General features: G+C 72.1%; 13 protein-coding genes. 5 read left to right on the top strand and 8 right to left on the bottom strand.

The genetic code is table 11. The features are described from left to right. The first annotated feature begins 52 nt into the window (after positions 1–52). On the top strand, positions 53–1,366 hold the full coding sequence (locus tag EGM46_RS00800) for a MalY/PatB family protein (protein ID WP_125098261.1): 1,314 nt from the start codon (positions 53–55) through the stop codon (positions 1,364–1,366). Next, the gene (locus EGM46_RS00795) at positions 1,363–2,778 is read left to right on the top strand and encodes an O-acetylhomoserine aminocarboxypropyltransferase/cysteine synthase family protein (protein WP_125098260.1); all 1,416 of its coding nucleotides are present in this window, start codon (positions 1,363–1,365) and stop codon (positions 2,776–2,778) included. Before EGM46_RS00800 ends, EGM46_RS00795 begins: the two co-directional genes overlap by 4 nt. Here EGM46_RS00795 and panB read toward each other — a convergent pair. The 7 genes from panB to EGM46_RS00760 all read right to left on the bottom strand — a co-directional run bounded on the left by panB (position 2,775) and on the right by EGM46_RS00760 (position 8,057). Further along, positions 2,775–3,620, bottom strand: coding sequence for a 3-methyl-2-oxobutanoate hydroxymethyltransferase (gene panB / locus EGM46_RS00790; RefSeq protein WP_125098259.1), 846 nt, complete (start codon positions 3,618–3,620; stop codon positions 2,775–2,777). The two genes, EGM46_RS00795 and panB, sit on opposite strands and share 4 nt — an antisense overlap. A 4-nt stretch (positions 3,621–3,624) precedes the next feature. Continuing rightward, entirely contained in the window at positions 3,625–4,503 is an 879-nt protein-coding gene (gene panC / locus EGM46_RS00785; RefSeq protein ID WP_125098258.1) for a pantoate--beta-alanine ligase, read from the bottom strand. Then, a complete protein-coding gene (locus EGM46_RS00780) occupies positions 4,500–5,246 on the bottom strand; it encodes a DUF2520 domain-containing protein (RefSeq protein ID WP_125098257.1) in 747 nt (248 codons plus the stop codon). Before EGM46_RS00780 ends, panC begins: the two co-directional genes overlap by 4 nt. 8 nt (positions 5,247–5,254) lie before the next feature. Further along, the gene (locus EGM46_RS00775; RefSeq protein ID WP_125098339.1) at positions 5,255–6,403 is read right to left on the bottom strand and encodes a UDP-N-acetylmuramate dehydrogenase; all 1,149 of its coding nucleotides are present in this window, start codon (positions 6,401–6,403) and stop codon (positions 5,255–5,257) included. Positions 6,404–6,468: 65 nt separating this feature from the next. Then, positions 6,469–6,897 carry a MaoC/PaaZ C-terminal domain-containing protein gene (locus tag EGM46_RS00770; protein WP_125098256.1) on the bottom strand — a complete coding sequence of 143 codons (429 nt, stop codon included), beginning with the start codon at positions 6,895–6,897 and terminating at the stop codon, positions 6,469–6,471. Then, positions 6,894–7,376, bottom strand: coding sequence for a MaoC family dehydratase N-terminal domain-containing protein (locus EGM46_RS00765; protein WP_125098255.1), 483 nt, complete (start codon positions 7,374–7,376; stop codon positions 6,894–6,896). The genes EGM46_RS00770 and EGM46_RS00765 overlap by 4 nt, the downstream gene beginning before the upstream one ends. Positions 7,377–7,433: 57 nt before the next feature. After that, on the bottom strand, positions 7,434–8,057 hold the full coding sequence (locus EGM46_RS00760) for a DUF937 domain-containing protein (protein WP_125098254.1): 624 nt from the start codon (positions 8,055–8,057) through the stop codon (positions 7,434–7,436). A 233-nt stretch (positions 8,058–8,290) separates the two neighbouring features. On the opposite strand from EGM46_RS00760, the gene EGM46_RS00755 reads away from it, so the two are divergent. Further along, the gene (locus EGM46_RS00755; protein WP_125098253.1) at positions 8,291–10,057 is read left to right on the top strand and encodes an acetyl/propionyl/methylcrotonyl-CoA carboxylase subunit alpha; all 1,767 of its coding nucleotides are present in this window, start codon (positions 8,291–8,293) and stop codon (positions 10,055–10,057) included. A gap of 150 nt (positions 10,058–10,207) precedes the next feature. Here EGM46_RS00755 and EGM46_RS00750 read toward each other — a convergent pair whose 3' ends face one another. After that, positions 10,208–11,476, bottom strand: coding sequence for a GNAT family N-acetyltransferase (locus tag EGM46_RS00750; RefSeq protein ID WP_125098252.1), 1,269 nt, complete (start codon positions 11,474–11,476; stop codon positions 10,208–10,210). A gap of 129 nt (positions 11,477–11,605) precedes the next feature. Here EGM46_RS00750 and EGM46_RS00745 point away from each other — a divergent pair, with 129 nt between their 5' ends. Next, complete coding sequence (locus EGM46_RS00745) at positions 11,606–12,973, top strand: MFS transporter (protein ID WP_125098251.1); 1,368 nt, start codon at positions 11,606–11,608, stop codon at positions 12,971–12,973. A gap of 111 nt (positions 12,974–13,084) precedes the next feature. Next, positions 13,085–14,083, top strand: coding sequence for an LLM class flavin-dependent oxidoreductase (locus EGM46_RS00740; RefSeq protein WP_125098250.1), 999 nt, complete (start codon positions 13,085–13,087; stop codon positions 14,081–14,083). Positions 14,084–14,093 lie beyond the last annotated feature (10 nt).

Here is a 14,093-nt window from a genome sequence, read left to right as displayed (position 1 = left end):
CCGCTTTACCGCCGGGCTCGCGCTCGACGCCCGCACAGGGGAGCATGGGCGCATGACTGAGGCCGACTGTTTCCGCTCCCTCGACGTGGATCCCTCCGGCGTGCCATTCGCCGAGCTGACTCCCGCGCGGCTGCGCACGGAGCGCACCAGCATCAAGTGGACGCGCTTCCCCGAGGACGTGCTGCCGCTCTTCGTCGCTGAGATGGACTTCGCGCTGGCCCCCGAGATTCGCGAAGCGCTGATCTCGCGGGTGAGCGCCTCGGACACCGGCTACCTCGACGGCCCCGGCCCGCTCGCACCGGCGTTCGCCGGCTACGCACGCGACGCGTGGGGCTGGGAGGTGCCCACCGAGCACGTGTTCCTCGCCACGGATGTCGCGACCGGCGTTGTCGAGTCGCTGCGCGTCGAGGGCGCGCTGCGCCGCCGGGCCGCGGACGCCGGCGGGGCGGCGCCGAGCGGGCGCATCGTGGTGCCGACCCCGGTCTACCCCGGCTTCTTCGAGATGCTCGAGGAGCTGCCGTACGAGATCGTTGAGGTGCCGCTCGTCGCGGGGTCGGGATCGGGATCGCTGCCGGGCTCGGGCTCTGCCGCGACCGCGCCAGCCGGTGCCGCGGCAAGCCCCGAGCTGCGCCTCGACCTGGCGGCGATCGAGCAGGCGTTTGCCGCAGGCGCCGACGCATTCCTCCTCTGCAACCCGCACAACCCGCACGGCCTCGTGCACTCCGCGGACGAGCTCGCCGAACTCGCGAGGCTCGCCGCGGCGCATGACGTCTTCGTCGTGTCCGACGAGATCCACGCTCCCCTCACCCACGCGGGCGAAACTTTCACCCCGTTCGCCCCGCTCGCTGCGGCCGCCGGGGCCCTCTCGGTGACCACCACCTCCGCGAGCAAGGGCTGGAACCTCGCCGGCGCGAAGTGCTCGGTGATCGTCGCCGCAGACGCGCGCGCCGCCGCGGCACTCGAGCTCCTGCCGCCCGAGGCGGTGACGCGATCCAGCATCCTCGGCCTGCACGCCGGCATCGCGGCGTTCACCCAGGGCCGCGCGTGGCTAGCACGCACCATCGCGCAGGTGGAGGCGAACCAGACGCTCCTCTCCGATCTCGTCGCCGCGCAGCTGCCCGGCGTGCGCGTTGCCCCGAGCCGCGCCGGCTACCTCGCCTGGCTCGACTTCCGCGACGCGGGACTCGGCGACGACCCGTATCAGCGCATCCTCGACGACGCGCGCGTCGCGCTGAACAACGGCGCCTTCTTCGGCGCAGGCGGGGCCGGGCACGTGCGCCTGAACCTCGCGTGCGCGCCGGACACCATCCGCGAGGCCATCGCGCGCATCGCAGCAATCATTGACGCACCGGAGGCACAGGCATGAGCACCACACCAGACGCAGCCACCCCCATCACCGACTGGGAGGGCTTCGACTTCGAGACACGGCAGGTGCACGCCGGCGCCTACCCCGACCGCAACTCCGGGCTGCGGGTGCCGCCCATCGCGCTCTCCGCGGGGTACGTCTTCGACAGCTTCGACGATCAGGTGGATCGCTTCGCCGGGCGCGAGCTGTGGCGCGGCGGCATCGGGCTGACGCGCGGCATCGATCCCGATCCCGATCTCGACGGGCCGGGTGAGCCAGCGCCCATCTACTCCAGGCAGGGCAACCCGACGAACGCGGTCGCGGAGGATCGGCTCGCCTCGCTGGAGGGCGGCACGGCGGCGATCGCCGTGTCGAGCGGGCAGGCGGCCATTTCCTCGGCGCTGTTCGCGCTCGCGCAGGCCGGCGACCATATCGTCTCCACCGCGTCGATCTACGGCGGCACCCGGATCCTCTTCGGCCGCAGCTTCAAGCGGTTCGGGATCGAGGTCGACTACGTCTGGGACGCCGCCGACGAGGCCGAGTGGCATCGGGTGATCCGCCCGAACACGAAGGCGATCTACACCGAGACGATCCCGAATCCGCGCAACGACGTCACCGATCTGCGCGGGATCGCGGCGGTCGCGGCACGCCACAATCTCCCCCTCATCGTCGACAACACCATCGGCACGCCGGCCCTGATCCGCCCGTTCGAGCACGGCGCGAACATCGTGGTGCACTCGACCACCAAGTTCCTGACCGGGCACGGCGCCGCCGTGAGCGGCGCGATCGTCGACGGCGGCACCTTCGACTGGGAGGCCGCGGAGCGTGCCGGTCGCTCGTACCCGCTCATCACGTCGGCGCCGCGGCCCGGCGTCGGCTCGCTGCTCGACCGCTTCGGATCGCGGGCGTACGCGCGCGCGGTGCGCGAGGCGGTGGTCAACGATATTGGCCCGGCGCTCTCCCCGTTCACCGGCTTCCTGCTGCACCAGGGCATGGAGACGCTGTCGCTGCGCATGGCGCGGCACGTCGACTCGTCGCTCGAGATCGCGGCCTGGTTGGAGGCGCAGCCCGAGGTCACCGTGGTCGACTACGCCGGGCTCCCGTCGAATCCGCTGCACGACATCGCCCAGCGCGACTACGCCGGCCGCACCGGCTCGGTCTTCGGCGTCACCGTGGCTGGCGGGGTCGACGGCGCGCGCGCCTTCGTTGACGGGCTGCGCGTGTTCTCGCGGATGACGGGCATCGGCGACACGCGCTCGATGATCATCCACCCGCTGACCTCCACGCACGCCACGTTCGCGCCGGAGCTGAACGAGCGGCTCGGGATCACGCCCGGCCTGCTGCGGCTGTCCGTCGGCCTCGAGTCGGCGGGCGATCTGATCCGCGACCTGCGCGGCGGGCTCGACCGGGTCGCCGGATCGGTCCCGGCTTAGCCGTCGAGCGCCGCGCGCGCCGCGGCCACCGCCTCCGGCGTCGCGGCGTAGCCGTGCTCCGGGCCGGGGAAGACCGCCCCGCGCACCTCCGCGGCGTATGCGGTGATCGCGGCGGTCATGTCCGAGCCGATCGTGCCGAACGACTTCACGAACTTGGCGGTGTGCCCCTCGGTGATCCCGAGCAGGTCGTGCAGCACGAGCACCTGCCCGTCGGCGGGGCCGGCCCCGATCCCGATCAGCGGGATCGACACGGCCTCGCGCAGCACCTCGGTGATCTCGGAGGGCACGGCCTCGACGACGAGGCAGCACGCCCCGGCAGCGGCGACGCCGATCGCCTCGCGGACGAGGCGCGCGGCGCTCTCGGTCGTGCGGCCCTGCGCGCGCAGCCCGCCGAGCGCGGTCGCGGTCTGCGGGGTGAGGCCGATGTGGCCGACCACGGGGATTCCGGCGGCGACGATCGCGCGAATGCGGCTGAGGCGTTCGGGGCTGCCGCCCTCGAGTTTCACGGCGTCGGCGCCCGCCTCCTTCACGAACCGGATCGCCGTGGCGACCGCCTGCTCGTCGGACAGCTCCGTCGTGCCGAACGCCACGTCGCACACCACGAACGCGGTCTCGGTGCCGCGGCGCACCGCGCCAGCGAACACCAGCAGCTCGGCGGTCGTGATCGCGACGGTCGAGTCGTGGCCGAGCACCACCTGCGCGCCCGAGTCACCGACGAGCAGCATGTCGACGCCAGCGCGCTCGGCGGCGCGCGCGCCCGGCGCGTCGTACGCGGTCACCATGACGATGGGGTCGCCGGCCGCACGCATCTCGTTGAGGCGGGGGATCGTGATCTTGGTCATGCGCTCACTCCTTCGTGTCGGGTACTGGGCTGGCGGGAACGAGTTCCACATTGTCGATGAGTCGCACGTCGCCCACGCGCGCCGCGATTGCGCAGAGCACGGGAGCGGTCACCTCGCGCACCGGGGTGAGGTCGTCGGGGGTGACGAACGCGAGGTACTCGGGTCGGATGCCGGCGGCGTCGAGGATCGCGTCGGCGTCACGCGCGAGCACGGAGACGCGCGACTCCCCCGCGGCGACGGCCGCTGCGGCCGCCGCGAGCGCGCGCGGGATGGCGAGCGCGCGCCCGCGCTCCGCGGCCGAGAGGCGCACGTTGCGGCTGGAGCGGGCGAGCCCGTCCTCGTCGCGCGAGGTCGGGCAGGCGACGATGCGCGTCGGAATGCCGAGGTCGGTCACCATGCGGCGCACGACGAGCAGCTGCTGCGCGTCCTTCTGGCCGAAGTACGCGGCCTCGGCGCGCACGGCGAGCAGGAGCTTCGAGACCACGGTGGCCACGCCGTCGAAGTGCGCTGCCCCGCGCTTCGCGCCCTCGAGCGTCTCGGTGAGCGGGCCGATGAGGCGCACGGTCGTGGCGAAGCCTGCGGGGTAGAGTTCCGCCGCCTCCGGCGCGAAGATGAGGTCGACGCCGGCCCCCTCGGCGAGCGCGGCGTCGGCGGCCTCCTGCCGCGGGTACGCGTCGAGGTCCGCCGCCTCGGTGAACTGGGTGGGGTTCACGAAGATGGAGAGCACCACGACGTCCTGCTCGGCCCGAGCCGCGCGCACGAGCGACAGGTGCCCCTCGTGCAGCGCGCCCATGGTGGGCACGAACCCCACGCGGCGCTCCCCCGCCGCAGCGCGCGCGTCGAGTTCGGCCCGAAGCTCGGGGATGGTGCGGACGATCCTCATCGGGTCTCCTCGGTGGGTGTCGGTGCGGGATCGGCGCCGTCGCGCCGTCCGGCAAGGGCACGGGTGGTCTCCGCGAGCGCGTCGAACAGGGCGAGTTCGCCAGGCAGTCGCTCGGCGATCGCCGCGCGCTGCCTGGCGACGGTCGCGTCGTCGCCGCGCGCGATCGGCCCGGTGAGCGCCGCCGCAGCGCCGCGGCTGGCCCAGTTCTCGAGCGCGGCGCGCGCGAGCGGGGCGAGGGCCTCGCGTGGCACCCCGGCGGTCGCGGCAAGGCGCTCGGCGGTCCACTCGAGCGTCACGAGCGCGTTCGCCGCGAGCGAGGCAGCCGCGTGGTAGGCGGCGCGATCCTCGTCGGCCACGCGGAAGGTGCGCATGCCGAGCGCCGACGCGAGCCGCGCGGCGTGATCCCGCGCGCGCTCGCTCGTGCCGTCGAGCGCGGCGTGCGCCCCGGCGAAGGCGGTCTCCGCGCCGGTCACGGTGAGGAGCGGGTGCAGGCTGAACGCCTCGTGCGGGGCGAGCACGTCGAGCCCGGAGATCCCCGACAGGTGGCCGACGATCGGGCCGGGCAGGATCGCTGCCGCGGCCTCGGCGATCGCCGCATCGGGCACCGCGAGGAGCACCACGTCGGCGCCCGCGCCGGTCGCGCCGCGCCCCAGCGGGGTCGACACGCTCAGATCGGGATCGGTGCTGAGCGCAGCACTCAGCGCCGCGCCCATGCGGCCAGCCCCGACGATCTGAATCCGCATGTCGACGGCTACAGCTCGAGCCCGTACAGATTGGGTTCGGGGACGAGGACCAGGCCAAACTCCTGCTGCACGCGCTGCACGATGAACCGGCCGAGCTCGGCGACGTCGGCGGCTGACGCCGCGCCTCGGTTCGTGATCGCGAGCGTGTGCTTGGAGGAGATCGCCGCGCCGGAGCCGGGGAGGCGGAAGCCCTTCGGCACGCCGGCGTGCTCGATCAGCCAGGCCGCGGAGAGCTTCACCATGCGCTCGGGTGCCGCCGGCTGCGGCGCGAGCGATGCCCCTGCCGCGAGGTCCTCGAGGCTCACCACGGTGTCCTCCGGCTCGGCGTCGCCCACCGGGAACCGCGGGGCGTCCTCCGGCAGCGTGCGCGCGAAGTGCTCGGTGACGATCGGGTTCGTGAAGAACGATCCCGAGCTCCACGAGTCGTGGTCGGTCTCGCTCAGCACCATGCCCTTCGCGGCGCGGAGGCGCAGCACGGAGTCCCGCAGCACGCGGATCGGCACGCGCGCGCCGAGCTCGACGCCGAGCGCGGTGGCGAGCTGCCCGTAGCGCACGGGCGCTTCTGCGGCCGCGGTGGCTGCGGCACCATCGTCGGCCGCGGCTGCGCCGTGGCGGCCGCGCGGGGCCGCGGCGCGCGTGAGCACGAGATCAATCGACACGACCACGCCCTCGAGCCCCTGCTTGATCACGGAGTCGCGGTAGCCGAGCTCGAGCTCGGCGGCGCTCAGCGTGCGCGGCTCGCTCGCGCCAGCGTCGAGGAACTCGATCGAGTGCAGCACGTCGGAGAGCTCCTGGCCGTACGCGCCGATGTTCTGCACCGGTGCGGCGCCGGCGAGTCCGGGGATCCCGGAGAGCGCCTCGATGCCGGCCCAGCCGCGGGACACCGCCGTCTCGACGAGCGCGTCCCAGTCCTCGCCAGCCGCGACGCGGATGCGCAGCTGCTCGGCAGGCAGATCGGGATCGGGCACCTCCGCGATCCCGCGCGTGCGCACGAGCAGCACCGGCCCGGGGAAACCGTCGTCGTGCACGACGGTGTTCGAGCCGCCGCCGAGCAGCAGCCAGGGTTCGCCGTCGCGCCAGAGCTCGCTCGCGTGCGCGATCAGCTCCTCGCGGCTCGTCGCGGTGAGGAGCCGCTCGGCGGGCCCACCGACGCGCATGGTGGTCAGCTCCGCGAGGCGGGGGTCACCGCCCTGCACTGCGACCGGGTGCTCACCGGCAGGTGTCACGCGAACGCCGCCACGAGCTGAGCCTTGCCCAGCACGGTCGCGCCGTCGAACACGACCTTCAGATCGATGCGCGCGGTGCGTGCCTCGGCGTCGAGCTGGCCGACCGTCGCGGTGACGGTCACGGCCGCGCCCGCGGCCGCGTCGACGGGCACCGGGCGGGTGAAGCGCGACTGGAAGTCCTGCACCCAGCCGGCGGCGCCCAACCAGTCGGTGGCGACGGCGCCTGCCGCGCCCATGGTGAGCATGCCGTGCGCGAGCACGCCGGGCAGGCCGACCGAGACCGCAACATCGTCGCGGTAGTGAATGGGGTTGAAGTCTCCCGAGGCCCCGGCGTAGCGCACGAGCCGGTCGCGGGTGAGCGTCAGCTCGCGCTCGGCGACCACCTCGCCGACGGTCAGGTCTGCGAACACTGGTGCGGCGCTCATGCGGCTGCTCCCTCTGCCTCGGTGGCCGCCTCGTCGGGTTCCGGTGCGCGGACCACGAGCGTCGAGATGGCGGTGACGACGTGCGCGCCCGTCGCGTCGGTCATCGCGCTCGACGCGGTGACCATGGAGTGGCCGCCGAGCTGCTTGACCGCGGCGATCGTGAGGGTCGCGGTGAGCTCATCGCCGGCGACGACCGGGCGTGAATACGTGAAGCGCTGGTCGCCGTGCACCACGCGGGAGAAGTCGACCCCCGCCTCGGGGTCGGCGAGCAGCTGCGCGAGCGTGGCCTCCTGGACCACGACGGGGAAGGTGGGCGGGGCGACGACATCGGCGTGCCCGGCCTGGCGCGCGGCCTCCTGGTCGAAGTGGACCGGGGACTCGCTCAGCACGGCGCGTGCGAACTCGCGGATCTTCTCGCGGCCCACGAGGTACGGCGCTGTCGGCGGGTAGACCCGCCCTTGAATTTCAGGATTCACCACCCCGCCAGTGTACCGGGTTGCTCCGGCAGGTGGCGGGGTGGCTCCCGATGCCGCGTCCTACTTCTTGCCGCCGAGCAGGCCGCCGAGCAGGTCGCCCAGGCCGCCGCCGCTCTGCTGCTGGCCACCGCCGAGCAGGCCGCCGAGCAGATCGCCGAGGCCACCGCCGGACGCCTGCGCGCTCTGCTGCTGGCCGCCGCCGACGAGACCGCCGAGCAGGTTGCCGAGCACGCCGCCGAGGCCGCCCTGATCGTTCGATGCGGCGACGGTGCCCTGCTGGCCGCCCACCTTGCCTGCGAGGAACTGCATCACGAGCGGCGCGAGCATGGGGAGGAGCTGCGGCACGAGGCTCGCGATCGCGTTGTCGCCCGACTGCTGGCCGAGCGCCTGCGCGACCTCGTCCTTCTTGTCGCCGAGCACGTGCTTCACGATCTTCTCGCCATCGGCGGTGTCGATCGAGTTGAGGTCGATCGTGCCCTCGGTGGGCTGGTGCTTCGCGAGCGCGCTCTCGAGCTTCGCTGCGCCGTCTGCGTCGCTGGCGTTCACCGCGAGGCCACCGATGAGACCTGGGAGCGCCTGCTGCACGGCGGCGGTGACGGTGTCCTGGTCGACACCAAACTTGGCGGCCAGCTCACCGAGCGGGATGTTCTTGAGCAGGGAATCGAGATCGGCGTTCTGAGCCATGAGTGTCTCCATCTGTTCGATGCGGGAGGGTGCGGCGACGCGGCCGCGCCCCCACACGACTTCAGCGTACTGGCTGTGCGAGCCGTGTGGAATACCCAGGTCACGCCGGTTCACACGGTGTCGCCGCGCCACGCGGGCAACACGCGGCAGTTATCCGCTTCAGCAACGGATCTCCGAAAGGTTTGTGCCCTATATCCAAGGAAGCGGCCCCCCTCTCCAATAGGCTGGAGCGCATGTCCCGCATTCGTAAAGTGCTGATCGCCAACCGTGGCGAGATCGCCGTCCGCATCATCCGCGCCGCAGCAGACAGCGGCATCGCCTCCGTCGCCGTCTACGCCGATCAGGATCGCGACGCCCTGCACGCGCAGCTGGCCGACGAGGCGTACGCGCTGGGCGGCTCGACGAGTGCCGAGACCTACCTCGTGATCGACAAGATCCTCGGTGTGGCCCGCCGCTCCGGCGCCGACGCCGTGCACCCGGGCTACGGCTTCCTCGCCGAGAACGCCGACTTCGCGCGCGCGGTGATCGCCGCCGGCCTGACCTGGATCGGCCCGGGCCCCGACGCGATCGAGCGCCTCGGCGACAAGGTGTCCGCGCGCCACGTCGCGGAGAAGGTGGGCGCACCGCTCGCAGCCGGCACGAGCGACCCGGTCCAGAACGCTGACGAGGTCATCGCGTTCGCCGACGAGGTGGGGCTGCCCATCGCGATCAAGGCGGCGTTCGGCGGCGGCGGCCGCGGCCTGAAGGTCGCGTACAAGCGCGAGGAGATCGCCGAGCTGTTCGAGTCGGCAACGCGCGAGGCGGTTGCCGCGTTCGGCCGCGGCGAGTGCTTCGTCGAGAAGTACCTGGAGAAGCCGCGCCACGTCGAGACGCAGTGCCTCGCGGATCAGCACGGCAACGTCGTCGTGGTCTCCACGCGCGACTGCTCGCTGCAGCGCCGCCACCAGAAGCTCGTCGAGGAGGCGCCGGCGCCGTTCCTCACCGATGAGCAGAACGAGCGCCTCTACGCCTCGTCGAAGGCCATCCTGAAGGAGGTCGGCTACGTGGGGGCCGGCACCTGCGAGTTCCTCGTCGCGAAGGACGGCACCGTGTCGTTCCTCGAGGTGAACACCCGCCTGCAGGTCGAGCACCCGGTCTCCGAGGAGGTCACGGGCATCGACCTCGTGCGCGAGCAGTTCCGCATCGCCGAGGGCGGCGTGATCGACTACGACGATCCAACGCCGCACGGCCACTCGTTCGAGTTCCGTCTCAACGGCGAGGATCCCGGCAACGGCTTCCTCCCTGCGCCCGGCCCGGTTGCACTGTTCAAGCCGGCCTCCGGCCCCGGCGTGCGCGTCGACACGGGCGTCGCTTCGGGCGACGTCGTCTCCGGTGCGTTCGACTCGATGCTCGGCAAGCTCATCGTCACCGGTGCCACCCGCGAGGAGGCGCTTGAGCGCTCGCGCCGCGCACTCGCGGAGTTCGAGGTGCAGGGCCTGCCGACCGTGCTGCCGTTCCACCGCAAGATCGTCACCGATCCGGCGTTCACGGCGCCCGATGGGCACTTCGGCGTGTACACGCTGTGGATCGAGAGCGAGTTCGAGAACGACATCGAGCCGTGGGAGGGCGAGGTCCCCCCGATCGCGCAGGATCCGAAGCGCCACACCGTGGTCGTCGAGGTGGAGGGCCGCCGCGTCGAGGTGACCATGCCGGCGACGCTGCTGCCGCTCGTTGACCAGGACGTCACCCGCGGCCCCGCGCCGAAGCGCGCGAAGGGTGCTGGCGTGGCCACCGCGGCCGGCGCTGGCGTCTCCGCCCCGATGCAGGCCACCGTGGTGAAGCTCGCGGTCGAGGAGGGCCAGTCGGTCACCGAGGGCGATCTCGTCGTCGTGCTCGAGGCGATGAAGATGGAGCAGTCGATCTACGCGCACCGCTCCGGTGTCGTATCGGGCGTTGACGCCCCCGTCGGCCAGACGGTGCCGAGCGGCCACACGCTCCTCTCGATCACCGAGGCCGAGTAGCCCCGGCCCGCCGCCCGGCGGCCCACCCCGGCCCCGCCCGTCCGCCCGTCCCACCGGATCGGGGTCACTTGGGCAGGGTGTCGCGACGCGCATCACCGCGACACCCTGCCGAAGTGACCCCGATCCGCGCGGAGGGGCGGGGGCGCGGGGCTAGAACACCCAGCTGGCGCCCGCGGCGATCGGCCACGACCACGCCGCCGCCGCACGGGCGATCGCCTCGGGCGCGCCAGCAACCAGACCGGCCTGCGCGAGCGCGGCGAGCGAGGTCGAGCCGAGGTGCGCGGCGCCCAGCTCCCGGATATTGAGCGCGAGTGCCGGCTCGGCCTCCGTGCGTGTCACCTCGGCGTGCCCGAACGCGTCGGCCACCACACGCCAGCGCCCGGCGTTCTCGGGGATGCGCGCGTCACTCACCTCGAGCACCACGTCGATGGGCGCCGCGTAGCGGCGTTCGGCGAGCGCGCGCGGCAGGTCGATGATCCGCACCCACTGCAGGTCCTCCACCGTCGGCGCAGCGCCGCGCGCGTTGACGAGCAGGCTGTGGATCGGGTCGTCGACGGGCAGCGGGCCGGTCGTGACCCGCGCCATGAGGTCGAAGTCGAGCAGCACCGACCACAGCCGGTGCGTCGCCGCGGCGTCGAGCCCCACGCAGTCACGCAGCTGCACCGTCCCGTTGGGCACGTTCCGCTGCCATTCCAGTTTCCTGCGGAATCGCGCGTAGCCGCGCGCGGCACCAGTACCGTCGCGCACGATGAGCATGCGCTGGGGCTCGAGCCCGCCACGCAGCACCGGCGCGTCCTGGTCGGCGTACGCCCGCAGCTCCGGGGTCTCCCACGTCACCCAGCCCGGACGGCCGAGGCCCGGTGGCTGCTCGGCGTATGCCGCGTGCACGGCGGCGATCTCGGGCCCGTCCCGATCCGGATCCCACTCGCGCACGTCGACCGTCAGCTCCGCACTGCCCGGCACCTCGTGCAGCTGCGCCCCGCGCGGCACCGTGAGCGAGACCTGTGAGCTCGCCTGCCCGTAGCCGAAGCGCCCGTAGATCGCCGCCTCCGCAGCGTTGAGCCCGGAGATCGCGTCGCCGCGCGCACGGCAGTCGGCGAAGTGATGCTCGATGAGGCCGGTGAGCAGCCCGCGGCGTCGCCACCCGGGATGCACACCCACCCAGGTGAGCCAGGCACCCGCGGTCTGCGCGCCCGGCACGGGAAAGCGGGTCAGCGAGTACGCCGCGTACATGGCGGCGAGCTCCCCGGCCTCGGTCTCGACCGCCCACGTGCGTCCCCACGGAATCGGCGTCGCGAGCGGGAGGAGATCGCTCATCGGTACGTCGGTGGGGTACGCCCACGCGTCGATCCGCAGCACCTCTTCGAGCCGCTCGGGCGTCGTCAGTTCCACGAGTCTGGTACCTACGGGAAAGCGCATGCCCCTCAGTATTGCCGAAATTGCTCGTGTGTGAGCCGCCTGAGCTCGTGCGGTTCGAAAACACTCCCGGGGTGCCGTACACTCGTGAACACCATCGTAGTTTCTATAGTTGGACAAGGGCGTCAAATAATGGCACAGACCACGGCAACCCCCGTGAGCACTCCGAGGGAGCGACGGAAAGTCGTCGCCGCCTCGATCATCGGTACCACCATCGAGTGGTACGACTTCTTCATCTACGCGTTCGCCGCGAACCTGATCCTCGCGAAGCTCTTCTTCGAGCCGGCCGGCCCCGAGATGATGCAGATCCTCTCGCTCGTGACGATCGGCCTCTCGTTCCTGTTCCGCCCGCTCGGGGCGTTCCTCGCCGGGCACTTCGGCGACAAGCTCGGCCGCCAGCCGATGCTCGTCATCACGCTGATGCTGATGGGCATCGCGACCGTCGGGATCGGCCTGCTTCCCACGTACCAGTCGATCGGGATCGCTGCCCCCGTCCTGCTCATCCTGCTCCGCATCCTGCAGGGCCTCTCCGCCGGCGGCGAGTGGGGCGGCGCGGTCCTCATGTCCGTGGAGCACGCCCCGACGGGCAAGCGCGGCCTCTTCGGCATCTTCCCCCAGCTGGGTGTGCCGTTCGGCATGCTGCTCGCCTCCGCGATGCTCGCGCTCATGCGCGTGATCGCGCCCGGTGACGCATTCGAGGTGTGGGGCTGGCGCGTGCCGTTCCTGTTCTCGGTGGTGCTCATCGTCGTCGGCTTCATCATCCGTCGCACCGTCGACGAGTCGCCGGTGTTCAGCGAGATCGCCGAGGCCAAGAAGCAGGAGTCCGCGCCGATCATCCAGGTGTTCAAGCTGCACTTCCCGCTCGTCATCCTGAGCGCGCTGCTCTTCGCTGGCAACAACGCCGTCGGCTACATGCTCACGGGCGGCTACGTTCAGGGGCTCGCGTCGCGCCCCGAGACCGAGGGCGGCCTCGGCTACAACCCGGTGCAGGTGCAGCTCGCGGTGCTGACTGCAGCGGTGGTGTGGGGCATCTTCACGTACCTCTCGGGACCGCTCTCCGACCGGTTCAGCCGGAAGTCCGTCATGATGGTGGGCTGGTTCGTGCAGGCGGCCGGCGTGATCCCGCTGTTCCAGTTCGTCTTCACCGGCGGCGTCGGCGGCGTGCTGCTCGGCACCTGCCTCCTCGCGGTCGGCCTCGGCCTCACCTACGGCCCGGCTGCGGTGTGGTTCGCCGAGACGTTCCCCGCCTCCGTCCGCTACTCGGGGATCTCGATCAGCTACGCGATCGGCGGCGTCATCGGCGGCGCGTTCGCCCCAACGATCGCGCAGCTCCTGCTGCAGTCGTTCGGCTCCACCTGGGCGATCGTCGTGTACCTGCTGATCATGACCGGGTTCGGCCTGCTCGCAACGATCCTGCTGCGCGACCGCAGCAACATCCCGCTCGGCGTCGACTTCGAGCGCAGCGGCCAGTGGAAGTCCTGGACGCCACCGTCACGCTAGCGCCAGCTTCGCGACGCGCGGCGGCCGATCCCGGGTTCGGGGTCGGCCGCCGCCCGCGTTCAGCGGCCTGGCGCTCGGAATACCGCACCGGTCCGGGGCGTTACACCGAGCATGACCACGCTGCCTCCGCTCTCACTCCTCGATCTCGCAACAGTGGAAGCCGACGGGAGCATCGCTGACGCACTGGCGCACTCGGTCGAGCTCGCGCAGCTCGCGGAGGCGCAGGGGTACACGCGGATCTGGTACGCGGAGCACCACAACATGTCCTCGATTGCGTCGAGCGCCACCTCGGTGCTCATCGCGCACATCGCGGCCAACACCCGCACGATCGGGCTCGGCGCCGGCGGCGTCATGCTGCCGAACCACTCGCCGCTCGTGATCGCCGAGCAGTTCGGCACGCTCGCCGAACTGCACCCCGGCCGTATTCACCTGGGGCTCGGGCGCGCGCCCGGCACCGACGGCGCAACGTTCCGCGCGCTCCGGCGCACGCACGCCGCAGCGGAGAGCTTCCCCGCCGACGTGATCGAGCTGCAGCGCTACCTCTCGGCGGAGCTCCCGCGCACGGCCGTCAACGCCTACCCCGGCCGCGGCACGAACGTGCCGCTCACAATCCTGGGCTCCTCACTCTTCGGCGCGCAGCTCGCCGCACAGCTGGGGCTCCCGTACTCGTTCGCCTCGCATTTCGCCCCGCAGCTGCTCACCACCGCGGTGCAGCACTATCGGGCGAACTACACGCCGAGCGCGGCGCACCCCGAACCCTACGTGAGCGCCGGCATCAACGTGGTGGCTGCGGAGACCGACGCCGAGGCCGACGCTCTCTTCGCGCGCACCGAGCTGCACCGTGTGCGCACGTTCCTGTCCCGGGGCAGGGACCAGCTCCTCACCACGGAGGAGGCTGGCCAGCTCTTCGACTCCCCCGCTGGGCGCGAGATCCGCGGCATGCTGCAGTACACCGCGGTGGGCGGACCAGCGCGCGTGCGCGAGGAGCTCGCACAGTTCGCGAAGTTCGCGGACGTCGACGAGCTCGTCACGGTGCACGCGGCACCGACACGGGCCGAGCAGCTCGCGTCGGTGCGGATCGCCGCGGCCGAGATCCCCAGCTCCCACTGAGGCTCGCGGC

The organism is Leucobacter chromiireducens (assembly GCF_003917135.1).
GTDB lineage: Bacteria > Actinomycetota > Actinomycetes > Actinomycetales > Microbacteriaceae > Leucobacter > Leucobacter chromiireducens_A.
The sequence above is the reverse complement of the archived record's forward strand: the minus strand, read 5'-3'. Positions and strand labels throughout refer to the sequence as shown.

Bases quoted from the DNA above. Each gene is read 5' to 3' on its own strand.
- EGM46_RS00760 (WP_125098254.1), bottom strand. From the start codon at position 8,057: ATGGCTCAGAACGCCGATCTCGATTCCCTGCTCAAGAACATCCCGCTC.
- EGM46_RS00740 (WP_125098250.1), top strand. From the start codon at position 13,085: ATGACCACGCTGCCTCCGCTCTCACTCCTCGATCTCGCAACAGTGGAA.
- EGM46_RS00775 (WP_125098339.1), bottom strand. From the start codon at position 6,403: ATGCGCGTCGGTGGGCCCGCCGAGCGGCTCCTCACCGCGACGAGCCGC.
- EGM46_RS00745 (WP_125098251.1), top strand. From the start codon at position 11,606: ATGGCACAGACCACGGCAACCCCCGTGAGCACTCCGAGGGAGCGACGG.
- EGM46_RS00795 (WP_125098260.1), top strand. From the start codon at position 1,363: ATGAGCACCACACCAGACGCAGCCACCCCCATCACCGACTGGGAGGGC.
- EGM46_RS00780 (WP_125098257.1), bottom strand. From the start codon at position 5,246: ATGCGGATTCAGATCGTCGGGGCTGGCCGCATGGGCGCGGCGCTGAGT.
- panB (WP_125098259.1), bottom strand. From the start codon at position 3,620: ATGACCAAGATCACGATCCCCCGCCTCAACGAGATGCGTGCGGCCGGC.
- EGM46_RS00770 (WP_125098256.1), bottom strand. From the start codon at position 6,897: ATGAGCGCCGCACCAGTGTTCGCAGACCTGACCGTCGGCGAGGTGGTC.
- EGM46_RS00750 (WP_125098252.1), bottom strand. From the start codon at position 11,476: ATGCGCTTTCCCGTAGGTACCAGACTCGTGGAACTGACGACGCCCGAG.
- EGM46_RS00800 (WP_125098261.1), top strand. From the start codon at position 53: ATGACTGAGGCCGACTGTTTCCGCTCCCTCGACGTGGATCCCTCCGGC.
- EGM46_RS00755 (WP_125098253.1), top strand. From the start codon at position 8,291: ATGTCCCGCATTCGTAAAGTGCTGATCGCCAACCGTGGCGAGATCGCC.
- panC (WP_125098258.1), bottom strand. From the start codon at position 4,503: ATGAGGATCGTCCGCACCATCCCCGAGCTTCGGGCCGAACTCGACGCG.